This is a genomic window from Stutzerimonas chloritidismutans (assembly GCF_020783375.1).
Taxonomy (GTDB): domain Bacteria; phylum Pseudomonadota; class Gammaproteobacteria; order Pseudomonadales; family Pseudomonadaceae; genus Stutzerimonas; species Stutzerimonas kunmingensis.
Genome location: NZ_CP086067.1, coordinates 3496981 through 3515432, shown reverse-complemented (window position 1 = coordinate 3515432; position 18452 = coordinate 3496981). Strand labels below are relative to the sequence as shown.

General features: G+C 60.1%; 17 protein-coding genes. 12 read left to right on the top strand and 5 right to left on the bottom strand.

The annotated features are described in order from the left end of the window. The first annotated feature begins 30 nt into the window (after nt 1-30). Nucleotides 31-648 carry a BamJ family beta-barrel-assembly machinery protein gene (locus tag LLJ08_RS16410; RefSeq protein WP_014821449.1) on the top strand — a complete coding sequence of 206 codons (618 nt, stop codon included), beginning with the start codon at nt 31-33 and terminating at the stop codon, nt 646-648. 118 nt (nt 649-766) lie between these two features. On the opposite strand, the gene LLJ08_RS16405 is transcribed toward LLJ08_RS16410, so the two are convergent. Next, nucleotides 767-994, bottom strand: coding sequence for a PA4570 family protein (locus tag LLJ08_RS16405; RefSeq protein WP_003302130.1), 228 nt, complete (start codon nt 992-994; stop codon nt 767-769). Nucleotides 995-1143: 149 nt separating this feature from the next. Continuing rightward, nucleotides 1144-2112, bottom strand: a complete 969-nt coding sequence (locus LLJ08_RS16400) for a polyprenyl synthetase family protein (RefSeq protein WP_041014886.1) — start codon at nt 2110-2112, stop codon at nt 1144-1146. 242 nt (nt 2113-2354) lie between these two features. On the opposite strand from LLJ08_RS16400, the gene rplU reads away from it, so the two are divergent. From rplU to LLJ08_RS16375, 5 genes are all read left to right on the top strand, one after another. Next, nucleotides 2355-2666 carry a 50S ribosomal protein L21 gene (rplU, locus tag LLJ08_RS16395; protein ID WP_003302133.1) on the top strand — a complete coding sequence of 104 codons (312 nt, stop codon included), beginning with the start codon at nt 2355-2357 and terminating at the stop codon, nt 2664-2666. A 35-nt stretch (nt 2667-2701) separates the two neighbouring features. Next, nucleotides 2702-2959 (top strand): 50S ribosomal protein L27, encoded by a 258-nt coding sequence (gene rpmA, locus LLJ08_RS16390; protein ID WP_003281574.1) that lies wholly within the window; start codon nt 2702-2704, stop codon nt 2957-2959. Nucleotides 2960-3128: 169 nt separating this feature from the next. Continuing rightward, on the top strand, nt 3129-4346 hold the full coding sequence (cgtA, locus tag LLJ08_RS16385) for an Obg family GTPase CgtA (RefSeq protein ID WP_228207485.1): 1218 nt from the start codon (nt 3129-3131) through the stop codon (nt 4344-4346). A gap of 105 nt (nt 4347-4451) precedes the next feature. Beyond that, a complete protein-coding gene (proB, locus tag LLJ08_RS16380) occupies nt 4452-5570 on the top strand; it encodes a glutamate 5-kinase (protein ID WP_228207484.1) in 1119 nt (372 codons plus the stop codon). Nucleotides 5571-5577: 7 nt separating this feature from the next. Further along, nucleotides 5578-6042, top strand: coding sequence for a CreA family protein (locus LLJ08_RS16375; RefSeq protein WP_003302151.1), 465 nt, complete (start codon nt 5578-5580; stop codon nt 6040-6042). A gap of 87 nt (nt 6043-6129) precedes the next feature. Here the strand turns inward: LLJ08_RS16375 and rpsT are convergent, their stop codons facing one another. Continuing rightward, the gene (rpsT, locus tag LLJ08_RS16370) at nt 6130-6408 is read right to left on the bottom strand and encodes a 30S ribosomal protein S20 (RefSeq protein WP_003281567.1); all 279 of its coding nucleotides are present in this window, start codon (nt 6406-6408) and stop codon (nt 6130-6132) included. Nucleotides 6409-6630: 222 nt separating this feature from the next. Between rpsT and murJ the strand changes: the two genes are divergently transcribed. The 6 genes from murJ to ispH all read left to right on the top strand — a co-directional run bounded on the left by murJ (nt 6631) and on the right by ispH (nt 14085). Further along, nucleotides 6631-8178 (top strand): murein biosynthesis integral membrane protein MurJ, encoded by a 1548-nt coding sequence (gene murJ, locus LLJ08_RS16365; RefSeq protein ID WP_104097922.1) that lies wholly within the window; start codon nt 6631-6633, stop codon nt 8176-8178. 84 nt (nt 8179-8262) lie between these two features. Then, on the top strand, nt 8263-9213 hold the full coding sequence (gene ribF, locus LLJ08_RS16360) for a bifunctional riboflavin kinase/FAD synthetase (protein ID WP_042927711.1): 951 nt from the start codon (nt 8263-8265) through the stop codon (nt 9211-9213). Nucleotide 9214: 1 nt separating this feature from the next. Continuing rightward, the gene (gene ileS, locus LLJ08_RS16355; protein WP_228207483.1) at nt 9215-12046 is read left to right on the top strand and encodes an isoleucine--tRNA ligase; all 2832 of its coding nucleotides are present in this window, start codon (nt 9215-9217) and stop codon (nt 12044-12046) included. Between the two features lie 36 nt (nt 12047-12082). Then, complete coding sequence (gene lspA, locus LLJ08_RS16350) at nt 12083-12586, top strand: signal peptidase II (protein ID WP_044315014.1); 504 nt, start codon at nt 12083-12085, stop codon at nt 12584-12586. Beyond that, nucleotides 12579-13016: an FKBP-type peptidyl-prolyl cis-trans isomerase gene (locus LLJ08_RS16345; protein ID WP_228207482.1), complete on the top strand. Its 438-nt coding sequence runs from the start codon at nt 12579-12581 to the stop codon at nt 13014-13016. The genes lspA and LLJ08_RS16345 overlap by 8 nt, the downstream gene beginning before the upstream one ends. A 124-nt stretch (nt 13017-13140) precedes the next feature. After that, nucleotides 13141-14085: a 4-hydroxy-3-methylbut-2-enyl diphosphate reductase gene (gene ispH, locus LLJ08_RS16340; RefSeq protein WP_228207481.1), complete on the top strand. Its 945-nt coding sequence runs from the start codon at nt 13141-13143 to the stop codon at nt 14083-14085. Between the two features lie 213 nt (nt 14086-14298). Here ispH and LLJ08_RS16335 read toward each other — a convergent pair whose 3' ends face one another. Together LLJ08_RS16335 and LLJ08_RS16330 are read right to left on the bottom strand one after the other, a co-directional pair. After that, nucleotides 14299-14742 carry a type IV pilin protein gene (locus LLJ08_RS16335; RefSeq protein ID WP_272877183.1) on the bottom strand — a complete coding sequence of 148 codons (444 nt, stop codon included), beginning with the start codon at nt 14740-14742 and terminating at the stop codon, nt 14299-14301. Nucleotides 14743-14746: 4 nt separating this feature from the next. Next, complete coding sequence (locus LLJ08_RS16330; protein WP_228207480.1) at nt 14747-18448, bottom strand: pilus assembly protein; 3702 nt, start codon at nt 18446-18448, stop codon at nt 14747-14749. Nucleotides 18449-18452 lie beyond the last annotated feature (4 nt).

Here is an 18452-nt window from a genome sequence, read left to right as displayed (position 1 = left end):
GCCGACCTTTTTTTCCTCTCGGAGCCCGGCATGACCGACCTCAATCTATCCACTGACGAAACCCGTGTGAGCTACGGCATCGGCCGCCAGCTGGGCGACCAGCTGCGTGACAATCCCCCGCCGGGCGTCAGTCTCGATGCGGTGATCGCCGGTATTCGTGATGCGTTTGCCGGTGTTGCCAGCCAGGTCAGCCCGGAAGCGCTGAACGCCAGCTTCGCGGTGATCCGCGAGCGCATGCAGGCCGAGGCGCAGCAGAAAGCCGAAGCTGCCGCAGCAGAAGGTCGTGCCTTCCTTGTCGAGAATGCCAAGCGCGAAGGCGTTGTGGTGCTGGAGTCGGGTCTGCAATACGAAGTGCTGACGACCGGTGAGGGCGCCAAACCGTCCCGCGAGGACAGTGTGCGCACGCATTACCACGGCACGCTGATCGACGGCAGTGTGTTCGACAGCTCCTACCAGCGTGGCCAGCCTGCCGAGTTCCCGGTAGGCGGCGTGATCGCCGGCTGGACCGAAGCACTACAGCTGATGAATGCCGGCAGCAAGTGGCGCCTGTATGTACCGAGCGAGCTGGCCTATGGTGCTCAGGGCGTTGGCAGTATCCCGCCGCACAGCACGCTGGTATTCGACGTCGAACTGCTGGACGTGCTCTGAGTCCGGCTGCTGGGGCGTAGCGTCTGTGGTCGGCGACTAATCGGTTACCGACAAGCTGCTCGTGAGCCCTGACCGCTTTGCCCGTGTGCGGCTCTCGAATCTAGGTATTGCGTACTGGTCAGGGCCGCAGCGCGCGGGCATAGCTGAAGAGGAACAGGTTTCGAACCTGTTCCTTGAGCACGCAGGGTTCACTCGTGCTCAACTCCTGCACATCGAGATCACCTTGTTCTCGCAACTCTTCCAGTGCATCCCCTTCGAGTGAAACGCATACGGCGCCGGTATTCCGGTCGAGTATGCGCAGGTAGGGTTGCGGGCGATCCAGCCAGGCATCTATCAGATAAGTCATGCGGCACCTCCAATTCATTCTCGCAATGAGAATAATTGTTATTTGCAAATATGCAAGCGCAAATATTCCCCTTGATGAGGGTGGAGGTGAGGGATCAACGGTCGGGGTGAAGGCTGCGCTCGAAGCGCAGCGTCGACATTGCTGGGGTGTCAGTGGGTGCGCGCCACGGCGAAGCGGCAGAGCTCGACCAGGGCATCACGATACTGATTCGCGGGAATCACTTCGAGGCAGGCAACGGCGCGTTCGGCATAGTCGCGGGCAAGCTTGGCGGTGTAGTCCAGCGCACCTGATGCCTCGACAGCGGCGCGGATGCTTTCCAGGTCTTCGAGGCCGCCTTTCTGGATGGCTTTGCGCACCAGAGCGGCCTGTTCGGCGGTACCTTCGCGCATGGTGTAGATCAGCGGAAGGGTAGGCTTGCCTTCGGCGAGGTCGTCACCGACGTTCTTGCCGAGGGTTTCCGCGTCGCCCTGGTAATCGAGCAGATCGTCGACCAGCTGGAAGGCGATGCCGAGGTGATCGCCGAAGGTGCGCAGCGCTTCACGCTGTTCCTCGCTGGCGCCGGCCAGGGTGGCGGCGCTGTGGGTCGAGGCTTCGAAGAGCATCGCGGTCTTGCCGCGGATGACCTCCATGTAGATTTCTTCGGTGGTGCTGGCGTCGCGGACCTTCGACAGCTGCAGTACTTCGCCTTCGGCAATGACGCGCGTTGCCTGGGAGATGATGCGCATCACCGGCATGGAATCCAGTTCCACCATCATTTCGAACGAACGTGCATATAGAAAGTCGCCAACCAGTACGCTTGGCGCATTGCCCCACAGGGCGTTGGCGGTGGAGCGGCCGCGGCGCATGCCAGACATGTCGACCACATCGTCATGTAGCAGCGTGGAGGTGTGCAGGAACTCGATGATGGCAGCCAGCAAGCGTAATTGATCGCCTTGATGCCCGAGTGCACTGCCGCTAAGCAGTACCAGCAGAGGGCGCAGGCGCTTGCCGCCGGCCGAGGTGATGTAGTCCCCGATCTTTTCCACCAGAGGAACGCGCGAAGTCAGTTGCTTGCGGATGATGCCGTCGACAGCGGCAAAATCGTCCGCCACAACTTGATAGAAAGGCTGGGGTTGCATCGGGGACTCCTCGCAGATTGCGCGGCATGCTAGGGGGCGGGTCTGGCACTGTCAAGGCAACTCCAGTTGGCTATTGCGCGGGGTGTATCGCATGCGTACAATCGCGGACCCTGAACTTCCCCCTGGGCATTTCCCTGCCTTACGCAATTGCACGGGCGTCACCTTCCGGCCCCATGCAGCCATGCCAGCCACTAATCATTCTTTCAAAGCGCTGGGTGAGCAGGATCAACGGAGATACACAGATGTACGCAGTTATCGTAACCGGCGGCAAGCAATACAAGGTCGCCGAAGGCGAATACCTCAAGATTGAAAAACTCGAAGTTGCCACTGGCGAAGCTGTCACTTTTGACCGCGTTCTGCTGATCGGCAACGGCGATGATGTAAAGATCGGCGCTCCGGTGGTCGATGGTGCCAAGGTTACCGCTGAAGTGATCGCCCAGGGCCGTCACGACAAGGTCACCATCATCAAATTCCGCCGTCGTAAGCACCACATGAAGCGTCAGGGCCACCGTCAGTGGTTCACTGAGGTCAAAATCACCGGTATTCAGGGCTAATCGGGCCTGAATCCCCTTATAGGAGTATTGAACTCATGGCACACAAAAAAGCTGGCGGTTCTACCCGCAACGGTCGCGACTCAGAAGCCAAACGCCTTGGCGTGAAGATGTACGGCGGCCAGGCCATCAAGGCCGGCAACATCATCGTGCGTCAGCGCGGCACCCAGTTCCATGCCGGTTACGGCGTTGGCATGGGCAAGGATCACACCCTGTTCGCAAAAGTGGAAGGCGTGATCAAATTCGAAGTGAAGGGCGCTTTTGGCCGTCGCTACGTGAGCGTCGTCGCAGCCTAACTGCGTCGTTGCTGGAAAAGCCCTGTCATGCGACGGGGCTTTTTTGTTTCTGTATCCTGTGAGGCTCTTGCAAAGAACTGCTCGGTGCTCATTCAGTTTTCGCTGGGTTTTTTGCAAGACCCTTACGTTTCTTGTTTCCTAAGCCCGTCCTGCGACGGGAGGCGTTCCCATGAAATTCGTCGATGAAGTATCGATTTTTGTAAAGGCCGGCGACGGCGGCAACGGCATGATGAGCTTTCGTCGTGAGAAGTTCATCGAAAAGGGTGGCCCCAACGGCGGCGATGGCGGTGACGGCGGTTCGGTGTATCTGGAGGCCGACGAAAACCTCAACACGCTGGTGGACTACCGCTACACCCGTCGCTTCAATGCGCAGAACGGGCAGAAGGGCGGTAGTACCGACTGTACAGGCGCCAAGGGTGAGGATCTTGTCCTGCCGGTGCCGGTTGGTACCACCATCATCGATGCGGCTACCCAGGAGATCATGGGCGATCTCACCAAGCCGGGGCAGCGCCTGCTGGTGGCTCAAGGCGGCTGGCATGGGCTGGGCAATACGCGCTTCAAGTCCAGCACCAATCGCGCGCCGCGGCAAACCACGCCGGGCAAGCCGGGTGATGCTCGTGATCTCAAGCTCGAGCTGAAGGTGTTGGCGGATGTCGGTCTGCTGGGCTTGCCGAATGCCGGCAAGAGCACCTTCATTCGCTCGGTGTCGGCGGCCAAGCCCAAGGTCGCGGACTACCCGTTCACCACGCTGGTGCCGAACCTCGGTGTTGTCAGCGTTGGACGCTACAAGAGCTTCGTGATTGCCGACATTCCGGGGCTCATCGAGGGGGCGGCCGAGGGCGCGGGGCTGGGGATTCGCTTCCTCAAGCACTTGGCGCGTACTCGCCTGCTGCTGCACCTGGTGGATATGGCTCCGTTAGATGGTAGCGACCCGGCCGATGCGGCGGAGGTGATCCTGCATGAGCTGGAGAAGTTCAGCCCGGCGCTGACACAGCGTGATCGCTGGTTGGTGCTGAACAAGGCTGATCAGCTGCTGGAAGATGAGCGTGAGCAACGTGTCCGGCAGGTGGTCGAGCGTTTGGACTGGGAGGGTCCGGTATTCGTCATCTCCGCGCTGGAGAGCGAGGGTACCGAGGCGCTGAGTCAGGCGATCATGCGTTATCTGGATGAGCGCACTGTGCGCATCGCCGAAGAGCCTGATTACGCCGAGGCCCTGGCCGAGCTCGATCGCCAGATCGAGGATGAGGCGCGGGCCCGCTTGCAGGAGCTGGATGATCAGCGTGCGTTGCGCCGCGCTGGCGTCAAGGCGGCCGATGAGGTCGAAGACGACGACTTCGATGACGATGATGATGACGAGGGTGGTGCCGAGATCATCTACGTGCGCTAAGTCGAACCCCGGGCCGCTGCGCGGCCTGGTCAGGCGAGTGGTCGGTGGGCTGCCTCGTGCGCAGTCCGATCCGGAAGTGTTTTGGCCGTATAGAAGGCAGGAACGATGCGGGACAAGGTGAGCGGTGCGCGGCGCTGGGTGGTCAAGATCGGCAGTGCGCTGCTGACCGCCGACGGCCGCGGGCTCGATCAGGCTGCGATGGCGGTCTGGGTCGATCAGATGGTGGCCTTGCGCGAGGCAGGTGTGGAGCTCGTGCTGGTGTCGTCGGGTGCGGTTGCTGCGGGCATGAGTCGTCTTGGCTGGAGCTCTCGACCGAAGGCTGTGCATGAGTTGCAGGCGGCCGCCGCTGTCGGGCAGATGGGCTTGATTCGCGCCTGGGAATCCAGCTTCGCTCGCTGTGATCAGCAGACGGCGCAAATTCTCGTCACCCACGACGATCTCTCGGACCGCAAGCGGTATCTCAATGCGCGCAGCACGCTGCGTACGCTCATCGATCTCGGTGTGGTGCCGGTCATCAACGAGAACGACACGGTGGTCACTGACGAAATCCGCTTTGGCGACAACGACACGCTTGCTGCACTGGTCGCCAACCTGGTCGAGGCCGATCTGCTGGTCATCCTGACCGACCGGGACGGCATGTTCGACGCCGACCCGCGTTTCAATCCTCAAGCCAATCTCATCAGTGAGGCGCGCGCCGACGATCCTGCGTTGGATGCAGTGGCTGGCGGCACGGGAGGGGCGCTGGGGCGTGGCGGCATGCAGACCAAGCTTCGTGCGGCGCGCCTGGCAGCGCGCTCTGGTGCGCATACGGTGATCGTTGGTGGGCGCATCGAGCAGGTGCTGGCGCGGCTCAAGGCGGGTGATCGCCTGGGGACGCTGCTGGCGCCGGAGTGCAGTCGGCATGCGGCGCGCAAGCAATGGTTGGCTGGGCACCTGCAGACTCGTGGCACGCTGACGCTGGACGACGGTGCTGTGCACGCGCTGCGCCAGGGTAACCGCAGCCTGCTGCCGGTTGGGGTCAGGGCTGTGCAGGGGGCGTTTCGTCGTGGCGAGATGGTCGTCTGTGTCGGCCCGCAGGGTTCGGAGGTCGCGCGCGGTCTGGTGAACTACAGTGCAGCCGAGGCGCAGCGCATCCTTGGGCGGCCATCAGATGAAATTGAAAGGCTGCTCGGGTATGTCGACGAGCCGGAGCTTATCCATCGCGACAACATGATTCTGGTCTGAGGTGAGGATGCGTTTAGCCAATTTTTCGCTGGTTTTTGGGTTGCTCATCCCTTCGCTGGCGTTGGCCGAGCAGGTCGGTGAGGTGGATACGGTCTTCAAGTGGCTCGGGCCGAATCACAAGATCGTCGTGGAGGCGTTCGACGATCCCTTGGTCGATGGTGTGACCTGCTATCTGTCTCGCGCCAAGACCGGTGGAATCAAGGGTGGGCTGGGGCTTGCGGAGGATCGTGCCGAGGCGTCCATCGCCTGTCGCCAGGTGGGGCCGATTCGCATCAACGGCAAGCTCAAAGATGGCGATGTAGTGTTCAAGGAGCGCACCTCGCTGGTGTTCAAGACCATGCAGGTGGTGCGCTTCTTTGATGAGTCGCGTAATACCTTGGTTTATCTGGTCTACAGCGATCGCGTCATTGAGGGTAGCCCGCAGAATGCAGTGACGGCGATTCCGATTCTGCCTTGGCCGGTTGCGCCGTAGCTTGCGCATCGGTCCATCCTTCGCAAGTGGGGCAAAATTTGGGCATAAAAAAACCGGCGCTAGGCCGGTTTTTTCAAGAACCTGCAGTTAGGCTGCAGCAGCTTCGCCGAGGGCCTTGATGTGGCCGTTCAGGCGGCTCTTGTGACGAGCAGCTTTGTTCTTGTGGATGATGCCTTTGTCGGCCATGCGGTCAATGACCGGCACAGCAGCAGTGTAGGCTGTGCGAGCCTTGTCCAGGTCTTTGGCGTCGATGGCCTTGACCACATTCTTGATGTAGGTACGAACCATGGAGCGCAAGCTGGCATTGTGGCTGCGACGCTTCTCAGCCTGAATTGCGCGTTTTTTGGCGGAAGGGCTGTTGGCCACCGTCGAACTCCTCGAAAACTTGGGGGATTGCAAAGCAAATAAGGCCGCGAATCATGCCGACGCGAAGGGCGCTTGTCAAGCCCGGTCGAATGGCTTGAGAAGCTGGTCGGACAGAAGGGCTGCGGCTAAACTCGCCGCCTCTTTTCGTGTCGTAACTGGCCATCGATCCGGCCGGCGCTGAGCGCTCGGTCGATCAATCTCGCTGCAATTCTAGGAAGACAAATGTCCGAAAAAACCGGCAAGGGCGGATTGTTGCGCTCCAGCGCCGTGGTCAGTGTCATGACCCTGCTGTCACGCGTGCTGGGCATGGTACGCGATATGGTCGTCGCCAGCTACTTCGGTTCGGGGGCTGCGGCCGACGCGTTCTTCATTGCGTTCAAGATTCCCAACTTTCTGCGCCGGCTGTTTGCCGAGGGCGCATTCGCTCAGGCGTTCGTGCCGGTGCTTTCGGAATATCGCACCAAGCGCACGCTGCAGGACGTCAAGCAGTTGGTGGATCGCACCGCCGGCATGCTCGGGCTCATCCTTGCCGGGCTGACTGCGCTGGGCGTGCTGTTTGCGCCCTATGTGGTAATGGTCTTCGCGCCCGGCTTTCATGATGATCCGGAGAAGATGCAGCTGGCTGGCGAGCTGCTGCGCATCACCTTTCCCTACCTGATGCTGATCTCGCTGACGGCATTCACCTCCGGCGTGCTCAACAGTTACGGGCATTTCGCGGTGCCGGGCTTCACGCCGGTGCTGCTCAATGTCTGCATGATCGCCTCGGCTGTGTTTCTCACGCCCTATTTCGATCAGCCGATCATGGCGCTTGCCTGGGGCGTGTTCATTGCCGGTTTCGCCCAGCTGGCCTTCCAGCTGCCGTATGTCGCCAAGCTTGGCCTGCTGCCGCGGCCAAAGGTAAAGCGGGGTGATGAGGGCGTTCGTCGCATCATGCTGCTGATGGTGCCGGCGCTGTTCGGTGTCTCGGTCAGTCAGATCAATCTGTTGCTGGATACAGTGCTGGCTTCCTTTCTGCAGACCGGCAGCGTGTCCTGGTTGTATTACGCCGATCGCCTGTCAGAGCTGCCGTTGGGGGCGTTCGGCATCGCGATTGGCACGGTGATCTTGCCAAGCTTGTCGCGCCAGCATGCCGGAGACGATCCAAAGGCGTTCTCCGCAACGGTCGATTGGGCATTGCGCATGGTGCTGCTGGTAGGCGTTCCCGCTGCGCTGGCGCTGGGTATTCTCGCCGAGCCAATGATCGCCAGCCTGTTCTATTACGGCGCCATGAGCGAAGAGGCGGTGGTGCAATCGGCCAGGGCGCTGCAGGCCTATTCTCTCGGCGTGCTGGCGTTCATGCTGATCAAGGTGCTGGCGCCGGGTTTCTTCGCTCGTCAGGATCTGAAGACGCCGGTACGCGTCGCGGTCATCTGCATGGTCGCGAACATGGTAATGAACCTGATCCTGATCTGGCCGTTACAGCATGTCGGGCTGGCGCTGGCGACCTCGTTGTCGTCGATGCTCAACGCTGTGCTGCTGTTCTGGGGGCTGTACAAGGTTGGCGTCTACCGTCCTGCACCGGGCTGGTGGCTGTTCGGGTTACGCCTGGCAGCTGCCTGTGCGGCGATGGTGGCGACGGTCTGGTGGCTCAACGTGCCGGCGCAGGAGTGGTTCGTCTGGGGCTGGCAGCAGCGAGCGCTGCGGTTGGGGATTCTCGTTTGCGCAGGGCTCGCGGCATTCGCCGCCGGGTTGTTGCTGACCGGGCTGCGACCGCGGCATTTGCGGCATTGATCGACGATTCACGGGCGGAGCAAACCTGTCCGGGATGCGCGGCACGTGCGTATAATCGGCCACTTTTCAAGCAAGAAGTGCGGTATGCAGCTGGTTCGAGGCCTTCACAATCTGCGACCCCGGCATCGGGGCTGCGTCGCCACCATCGGCAATTTCGACGGCGTGCACCGGGGGCATCAGGCCATCCTGGCGCGGCTGCGCGAGCGTGCGGCCGAATTGGGGCTGCCCAGCTGCGTAGTGATCTTCGAGCCGCAACCGCGTGAGTTCTTTTCGCCGGACAAGGCGCCGGCGCGGCTCACCCGCCTGCGTGAAAAGCTGCAGCTGTTGAGCGAGCAGGGCGTCGATCTGGTGTTGTGTCTGGCCTTCAATCGCCGCCTGCGAGAGCTGAGTGCCGCTGAATTCGTCCACGCCACGCTGGTGGAAGGGTTGGGTGTACGGCATTTGGAAGTCGGCGACGATTTCCGTTTCGGTTGCGACCGCGCCGGCGATTTCGACTTCCTGCTCAAGGCCGGCGCGGCCGAAGGCTTCTCGGTCGAGGCCGCCACCACCATTGAGGTGGACGGCGAGCGGGTCAGTAGCACGCGGCTGCGTCAGGTGCTGGCGGAGGGTGATCTGGCCTGCGCCGAAGCACTGCTCGGCAGACCGTTCGGTATCACTGGCCGGGTCATGCACGGGCAGAAGCTGGGCCGCCAGCTCGGAGCGCCAACTGCCAATGTGCAGCTCAAACGCCGCAACACGCCGCTGAGTGGCGTGTTTCTGGTCAGTCTCGAGCTGGACGAAAAGTCGCTTGCCGGTGTCGCCAACATCGGCATGCGACCCACGGTCGAGAGTGACGGTAAACCACACTTGGAAGTGCATCTGCTCGATTATCAGGGCGACCTGTATGGGCGTCTGGTGCAGGTCACCTTCCATCGCAAGCTGCGCGACGAGCAGCGTTTCGCCTCGCTGGAGGCGCTCAAGACGGCGATCGAAGCCGACATCGCCGCTGCCCGCGATTACTGGCGGGCTTCACCCCTCATGACGAGTCAGGACTGAAATGACCGATTACAAAGCGACCCTCAATCTGCCGTCCACGGCATTTCCGATGAAGGCCGGTCTGCCACAGCGCGAGCCGGAGATTCTGCAGCGCTGGAACAGCATTGACCTGTACCGGAAGCTGCGGCAGATCGGCGAAGGTCGCCCGAAGTTCGTCCTGCACGATGGCCCGCCGTATGCCAACGGCAATATTCACATTGGCCACGCGGTGAACAAGGTGATCAAGGACATGATCGTCCGCTCGCGCACCCTGGCTGGTTTCGACGCGCCCTATGTGCCGGGTTGGGATTGCCACGGTCTGCCGATCGAGCACAAGGTCGAGACCACCTTCGGCAAGAACCAGCCGGCCGATCTGACCCGCGAGCGTTGCCGCGCCTACGCGGCCGAACAGATCGAAGGGCAGAAGGCCGACTTCATCCGCCTCGGCGTCCTGGGTGACTGGGACAACCCGTACAAGACCATGGACTTCGCCAACGAAGCCGGGGAAATCCGCGCCCTGGCCAAACTGGTCGAAGGCGGCTTCGTCTTCAAGGGCCTGAAGCCGGTGAACTGGTGCTTCGACTGCGGTTCGGCGCTGGCCGAGGCGGAGGTCGAATATCAGGACAAGAAATCCGATGCCATCGACGTCGCCTTCGAAGTCGAGGATGCCGACAAGCTGGCTGCTGCGTTCGGTCTGCCGAATCTGGCCAAGCCTGCCAGCATCGTGATCTGGACCACCACGCCCTGGACCATTCCGGCCAACCAGGCACTGAACGTGCACCCCGAGTTCGTCTATGCGCTGGTCGACACCGGCGAGCGCCTGCTGGTGCTGGCCGAGGAACTGGTCGAGTCCTGCCTGCAGCGCTACGGTCTGGCTGGTGAAATCATCGCCCGTTGCGAAGGCAAGGTGCTGGAGCTGATCCGCTTCCGTCATCCGTTCTACGAGCGCTTCGCCCCGATCTACCTGGCCGATTACGTGGAAACCGGTGCCGGTACCGGTATCGTCCACTCGGCGCCGGCCTACGGCGATGACGACTTCCGCTCCTGCAAGCACTACGGGATGGAGAACGACGACATCCTCGGCCCGGTGCAGAGCAACGGCGTCTACGTCTCCGACCTGCCGTTCTTTGGTGGACAGTTCATCTGGAAAGCGAACCCGGCTATCGTCGAGAAGCTCGCCGAGGTCGGCGCGCTGCTCAAGCACGAGTCGATCCAGCACAGCTACATGCACTGCTGGCGGCACAAGACCCCGCTGATCTACCGCGCCACGGCGCAGTGGTTTGTCGGCATGGACAAGGTTGCCCATGACGGCAGCTCGCTGCGCCGCCGTGCACTGGATGCCATCGAGCAGACCGAGTTCGTCCCTGCCTGGGGCCAGGCGCGCCTGCACGGCATGATCGCCGGGCGCCCGGACTGGTGCATCTCGCGCCAGCGCACCTGGGGCGTGCCGATCCCGTTCTTCCTGCACAAGGAAAGTGGCGAGCTGCACCCGCGCACCGTCGAGCTGATGGAGCAGGTGGCGCAGCGCGTCGAACAGGGCGGTATCGAGGCCTGGTCGAAGCAGGATGCGGCGGAGCTGCTTGGCGAAGAAGCGGCGCAGTACGAAAAGATCACCGACACCCTCGATGTCTGGTTCGATTCCGGCACCACCCACTGGCATGTGATGCGTGGCTCGCACCCCATGGGTCACGAAAGCGGCCCGCGTGCCGATCTCTATCTGGAAGGCTCCGACCAGCATCGCGGCTGGTTCCATTCATCGCTGCTGACCGGCGCAGCCATCGACGGGCATGCACCGTACAAGGGCCTGCTGACCCACGGCTTCACCGTGGACGAGAACGGCCGCAAGATGTCCAAGTCCCTCGGCAACGTCATCGCGCCGCAGGAAATTACCGACAGCATGGGCGCCGACATCCTGCGTCTGTGGGTCTCGGCCACCGACTATTCCGGCGAGATGGCGGTATCCAAGCAGATCCTGCAGCGCAGCGCCGATGCCTACCGTCGTATCCGCAACACCGCACGCTTCCTGCTCTCGAATCTCGACGGCTTCGATCCCGCGCAGCACATGGTGCCGAATGATCAGCTGATCGCCCTGGACCGCTGGGCCATCGACCGCGCGCTGCTGCTGCAGCAGGAGATCGAGGAGGCCTACACCACCTATCGCTTCTGGAACGTCTACCAGAAGGTGCACAACTTCTGCGTGCAGGAGTTGGGCGGCTTCTATCTGGACATCATCAAGGACCGCCAATACACCACTGGTGCGGACAGCCTGCCGCGTCGCTCCTGCCAGACCGCGCTGTATCACATCGCCGAGGCGCTGGTGCGCTGGATCGCGCCGATCCTGGCCTTCACCGCCGAGGAAATCTGGCAGTACCTGCCGGGCGAGCGCAACGAATCGGTGATGCTCAATACCTGGTACACGGGCCTGACCGCGCTACCACAGGAAGCCGAGCTCGATCGCGCTTTCTGGGACAAGGTCATGGCGGTCAAGACCGCGGTGAACAAGGAACTGGAAAACCAGCGTGCGGCCAAGACCATTGGCGGCAATCTGCAGGCGGAAGTCACGCTGTATGCAGAAGGCGCGCTGGCTGCGGAGTTGGCCAAGCTGGGCAACGAACTGCGCTTCGTGCTGATCACCTCTGCCGTAGATATCGCACCACTGGCTCAGGCCCCAGCCGAGGCCGTGGAGAGCGAGCTGGCCGGCCTCAAGCTGGTGGTCCGCAAGACCGGACATAGCAAGTGCGGTCGTTGCTGGCACCATCTGCCGGACGTTGGTACGCATGCCGAGCATCCGGACATCTGCGGTCGCTGTGTGGAGAATATCGAAGGCGCTGGTGAGGTCCGTCACTATGCGTGATATGCGCCGGACGATCAGCGGGCCGGAGGCTGTGCAATGAGTGCGCGTTTCGGTCGGCTCGCCTGGCTGTGGCTCAGTGTGCTGGTGATCGCCTTCGATCAGGCGACCAAACACTACTTTGAGGCCAACTTCAGCCTGTACCAGAAGGTCGACGTGATTCCGGGCTACTTCGCCTGGACGCTGGCGTACAACACGGGGGCGGCGTTCAGCTTCCTTGCCGATCATGGCGGCTGGCAGCGTTGGCTGTTTGCGGTGATCGCAGTTGGCGTCAGTGTCGTGCTGGTGGTCTGGCTGAAGCGGCTGAAAGCAAACGAAACCTGGCTGGCAGTAGCGTTGGCGCTCGTGTTGGGCGGCGCGCTGGGCAATCTCTATGATCGCGTGGTGTTAGGCCATGTAGTCGATTTCATTCTGGTGCATTGGCAGAACCGCTGGTATTTCCCCGCGTTCAATATCGCTGATAGCGCCATCACCGTCGGTGCCGTCATGCTGGCGCTGGACATGTTCAAGGGCAACAAGACCGGAGAAGCTGCACATGACTGAACAGCGCATTGGGCCGGACAAGGAAGTCACCCTGCATTTCGCGCTTGGCCTGGAAACGGGCGAGCTGGTCGACAGCACGTTCGACAAGAAGCCAGCAACCTTCAAGGTAGGTGATGGCAACCTGCTGCCAGGCTTTGAGCAGCAGCTCTACGGGATGAAGGCCGGTGACAAGCGCACCCTGCAGATTGCTCCGGAGCAGGGCTTCGGCCAGGTCAACCCGCAGAATGTGCAGGTCATGCCGCGCAGCCAATTCGAAGGAATGGAGCTCTCGGAGGGTTTGATGGTGAGCTTCCAGGATGCGGCGCGTACCGAGCTGCCGGGTGTGGTGAAGGCGTTCGACGAGAGTCAGGTCACCGTAGACTTCAATCACCCATTGGCTGGCAAGATGCTGACCTTCGAGGTCGAGATCATCGACGTCAAACCGGTGTAACCGGAGCTGGCCAGCCGGGAGGATTACTTCCCTCCCGCTGGCCGATACAGGGCGTCGGAGAACGCCTGTGCCGTATCGCGTTACACTCACCCGTCATCAAAGCCTTCGCGTGCCGAGACTTATCATGCAAATCAAACTCGCCAACCCTCGCGGCTTCTGCGCGGGTGTGGATCGCGCCATCGAAATCGTCAACCGGGCCCTGGAAGTTTTCGGGCCGCCGATCTATGTGCGGCATGAAGTGGTGCACAACAAGTTCGTGGTCGAAGACCTGCGTGCGCGTGGGGCGATCTTCGTCGAAGAGCTGGACCAGGTGCCGGACGATGTCATTGTCATCTTCAGTGCCCATGGCGTCTCCCAGGCTGTACGGCTGGAGGCGGAGAAGCGTGGTTTGAAGGTTTTCGACGCCACCTGTCCGCTGGTGACCAAGGTGCATCTGGAAGTCGCCAAGTACAGTCGTGATGGGCGTGAGTGCATCTTGATCGGTCATCAGGGCCACCCGGAAGTCGAAGGCACTATGGGCCAGTACGATGCGCGCAACGGTGGCGCGATCTACCTGGTTGAAGACGAGGAAGACGTCGCCCAGCTGCAAGTGCGCGACCCCGAGGCGCTGGCCTTTGTCACTCAGACAACGCTCTCCATGGATGACACCAGCCGTGTCATCGACGCGCTGCGCAGCAAGTTCCCAAGCATCGGCGGCCCGCGCAAGGATGACATCTGCTACGCCACCCAGAATCGCCAGGATGCGGTGAAGCAACTGGCCGATGAATGCGATGTGGTTCTGGTCGTGGGCAGCCCGAATAGCTCGAACTCTAACCGCCTGCGCGAACTCGCCGAGCGGATGAGCACGCCGGCTTATCTCATCGACGGCGCCGAAGACCTTAAGCGCGAATGGTTCGAGAGCATCGAGCGTATCGGTATCACCGCCGGTGCATCAGCCCCTGAAGTGCTGGTGCGTGGGGTGATCGAGCGGCTCAAGGAGTGGGGCGCCAGCGGCATGGATGAGCTGGAGGGCCGCCCAGAGAACGTGACGTTCTCGATGCCGAAAGAGTTGCGGTTAAAGGTGGTTTGATCCATCGCGAGTTATCAAGCGAGGACTTAGGTATCGCTGATTAATCTGGTCTTGAGCGAATGAATTGTCTCGCGTTCTGATCAAGTACCCGTGTGCTCCAATAACGCATAGCTGATTAGACAAAAGCCCCGGCCAGAGGGCCGAGGCTTCGTCACAGTTTATAAGGCTTTGACAGATCGTTAGGGGTGCGCTAGCCCTCGCTCAGTTGGAAGCTTAGCGCCAACACTCCGCGGCGGTCTTTCCGCTGCCGGTCCTGTCCTTGGCGCCAAGGGCGGTCAGAGTTAGATTGCCGCATTTGGTGTCGCCGAACTGTTGTTCGGCTGTGAGCGTATAGCCCCCGTCCCCGTTGTTTGTGCCTACTGAAAGTGTGTATTTACCTGTTTCCGACGTATTACCGTTCCTCAGCCCTAGCTTGGCAATATCGGCGTCTGAAGTGATGTAAGCATTGTTCTGGCCGAAGTAACGCTCCTGCCGCGCGGATGCATCGCTCAGTAGGGCTTGCCCTTCGGTGCGGTTACCGCGCTTTACGTACTCGTCATAGCTCGGATAGGCAATCGCGGCCAGGATGCCGATGATGGCGACCACGATCATGAGTTCAATCAGGGTGAAGCCGCACTGAGCTCGCTTCATGGACTGCTCCGTTAATACTGGGTTCATCTAGTTATTCCTGTTCAATACGGCGCCAGCTTTGCCGGCCTAGGCTTGCCGGGTCCGGGTAGACGTTGATGCACTCCTGGCCTGTGCAGTATTGGTACGTACCGTCGGAATCCTGTGAGAGTGTGCCGCCACCTTCACCATCCTGGCGAACCGCTGAGACGCTGGTCGTACCGATGTCCGTGGTCGGTATGTAGTCAAAGGCGTTGTGAGAGGTTCTGCCGCCAGTGAAGGGATTGATGGCGTAGGTCCAGTTATTCGCGCCATCACCGCAGGGGTCATCATTCGGAATCAGCGATTGGAAGAAGATCGTGCGACCTAGCTGCGACATGTTCTCCACCACCATTTCCCCCTGGCTCTGTCGCAGGTTAAGAAACCAGCCATTCTGTGCCGCCTGGGTATCGCTGCCCTGCCAACTGACGTTGTTATTGCTCAAGACCAGACCTTGGCGCGTGGTGCCGTTGGCCTCGACTGTGGTTTGGGTGGTGATTGTCTGCTGTTGCAAACTGCTGCGGGCGATATTCGGGTCACTTGCTTCCTCGCCCAGCGTTTGTTTGTCCCAGATGCCGTATACCGTTTGAGCGAAACTCTTGTCGCCTTCTTTGTCGCCGGTCTCGAAGAACTTGCCGGTACCAAATACGACCAGATAGCCGAACCCGGTGGGGTGTAGCACCAGGCTCGGTGCGGATGTAATGGGCTGACGACCTTCGGTGCCGGTGTTTGCTACGGCGCTGAACAGTGGTTCGCCGCCAAAGGCTACCTCGAAATCATCAATGGCGTTTTCGCTATCGTCTTCGGTGGTGAAGGGCGCCGTATCGCTCCGACCGTTACGTAGCAGATCGAAACGCCAGAGATTGCCCTGAAGATCTCCCGCGTAGGCATAGTCGGCTACACCGTCAGCGTTGTAGTCGGCAAGTTTGGGTGTCGAAAGGCCATTCGCAACCCCGTCTACACCCTCGACTTCCAGGCTAGTAAGGAGCGTGCCCTCTATTGCATCTACGACGAACAAAGCCGCCTTGCCGTTGGTATTGTTGGGGCTTTCGTAACCATTGCCGAACACGACGGTCCATGTTCCGGTATGCAGTCGCGCAATAGTCGGTTGGGAGAAGCTGTAACCCATCTTTACTGCTGCATCATCAGGCAGGCTGCTATCGTCGAATTCCCACAGCAACTCCTCACTTCCCGGTGTCGTGATATCCAACGCAAAGATAGATTTGCCTCCTGCCTTCAATGTGCCGACCAGAATGGTGCGCCATTCTTCGCCGTTGTAGACATCGGCCACGACGGGGCTGCCATCCACAAAAAATTCATGGCTGTAGTTGGAGCCGGTCAGCTTGTTGAGCTTAGCGAACACGGCACTGGGGACGAAGGCAAATTCCTCGACGCCGGTGAGTGCATTGAATCCATGTAGCATGCCGTCATTCCCGCCCGCATATACACGAGGCGTCCGCCCGGCGACACTGGTTGAAAACGTGGAGTACGCGGTATTGCCTTCCAGGCGGTTACTGAAGTTCACGAGGTAGCGGGGCCCGGATACTACGGCTGGACTGGATGAATAGAAGTCACCTAGGACGCTACTGCGTTGACGGAACGTTGAGCCTTCGCCAGTGCGGTTGCCGCGGAGATACTGTAAGCGCTGCTCTCCCTTTGCGTCCGGCAAATTACTATTCTCCGGGTCACGGCTGAGCAAGTTTGCTAACGTGCCGGCAGTACTGGCAGAGCCGGCGTTGTCCCAAGTGAAGTCCGCCAAACCGCTGTTCGTGTCTCCGGCCATTTTTATGATCCGGCTTTGCCAGCCTGGCACCTGGGTTTTTGCGCTCCATACTTCGGATGTTTCAAAAGCGTTGTTTTGAGCGCTCCAGACTTTTTCGAAGCGCTTGACGTCGCCAGACCAATTGTCGTCGCTGGCATAGGATGTCTGATATGAGACGGTCTTGACGGTACCGTTGTTATTTTCATCGGTACTGACTTGGCCGGAGTTGATGGCAGGCCTGGCTGCCGTGGATTTCCGATCAGCAATGCGGGATAGGATGTCATCGAAGGCTTGAACCATTGCTTCCGGGCTGTCGACACTGAAGAACTCGCCGCGTGAGTTGATGGCGGCATGCCAGAGGTCATAGACATTATTGGCGCTGCCGCTGGAAGCTGGCGGCCAGGTTGCTGTGCCAGCGACCAGGTTGGCGTAGCCCTGTCCTGCGAAAGTACCGCCCGCCCAAGGAATATTCGCGTTGTTCAGTGATTCGGTTAGGCCGAGCCCCATCACGAAGTTGGTCATATGCTGCCAAGTCGCCGGGTCGTTGCGCGCGTCCCAGTAGTCAGTTGTCGTATCGCCGCTTTTGAAGGGGGTGTACGCCGGCAAGTCATTGTCCAGATCTGGGTTAAGGTCGGTAGCCCAGTAGTGCATGGCCAGGTCGGCCAGAGTTTCACTCGTGCTGTCGTAATAGGGCTTGCGCTCGCTATAAGCACGGCCGTCAGGCAGGTTGAAGGTCGCAGCATCGTGACGGAAATTGCTGGGCATTGTAGTGGTGGAGTTCCATTGCCCGTCAGTCATCAGGATGTGGTAACTGGCACGGCACGCATAGGTATTTAGGCTGGTGTTACCTGTCCCGTTTGGAGTTTTCTGCCACGGCGTACTAGTGGTGTAAAATTCGCCTGCTCGTTTCATCGCAGCTGGCAGGTAGGTGGTTTGGTTAAAGTTAATGTTTTGCAACCAGGCGTAAAGCTGCCCTTTGTGTGTAGGTGAGTAATCTTTCAGAGAGTTATTGTAGCAGTTTGTCGTATCGGCACCTGTAAAACTCTTGCAGTTGCCAAGGCCTTGCCAAGTCAGGCGAACCGAGGGTGAAAGATCATAGAACGCCAGTGCCGCAGCGGAAATGGTAGCTAAAGCGCGATTACGGTAGAAGGAATACCAGTTGGCAAAGTTCTGTTGTTGTTCGCTGCTGACGAAATTTAGCGTATAGCAGTCGTCGTTCGCTTCGCTGCAGTTGTTAGCAAGGCTAGAGTCGTAAGTGTAGTAGTAGGCTGGAACACCGCGCTGCGCTAGAGTCGCGGTGTAGGTATTGGTTGCAGTTCGACTGCAATTAGCAGTGACGCTAACGCCAGAAATAGTCGCAGTGGCGCTACATGCAGAGCTACTGGTGCGGTTAATTGCGAACTGAATGCCAGCGTCATTGGTGACTGTAGATGTGCCATTGGTGTTACGTACTACGCTCGCACTGAAGTCGCCCGCAGGGTTCTCTCCCAAGCGGTTAGAGGTGTTGCTATAGCCGTAACTAGTGGCCTGTGAGCTGAGCAGGTCGTAGCTCCAGGTGACTTTGTAGTCGCTGCGTAGATCAATACTGCCAAGGGTGCTTTTGTAACCGTTAAGTAAAGCGGCGCTATAGCTGGTAGAAAGTGGCTGTTCTGTACCGTTCGTGTCGAACACGATGGGTGCGTCGTAGCTGATACTTGGGTTGAAATAAAGTGGATTGAAATCGCTCGACTTCGCTCGTCGCGTAGCGTGTATGCCATCGACGTTATCGGGGGCGAAGGCCCAGCGCATACTGCCTGAGTCATCCAGCGTAAGTGCCATGTTCGGCGGGACGCCAACGGTGAGGCTCAACGGGCTCTGTGATACAGCCGCAAAGCTATTGGCTGCGCTGAGCAGGGCTACGCCAAAAAGAGCGTATGAGAGCGTCTTAGCGCGAGAATAAGGATGAAAACGGGACATGATG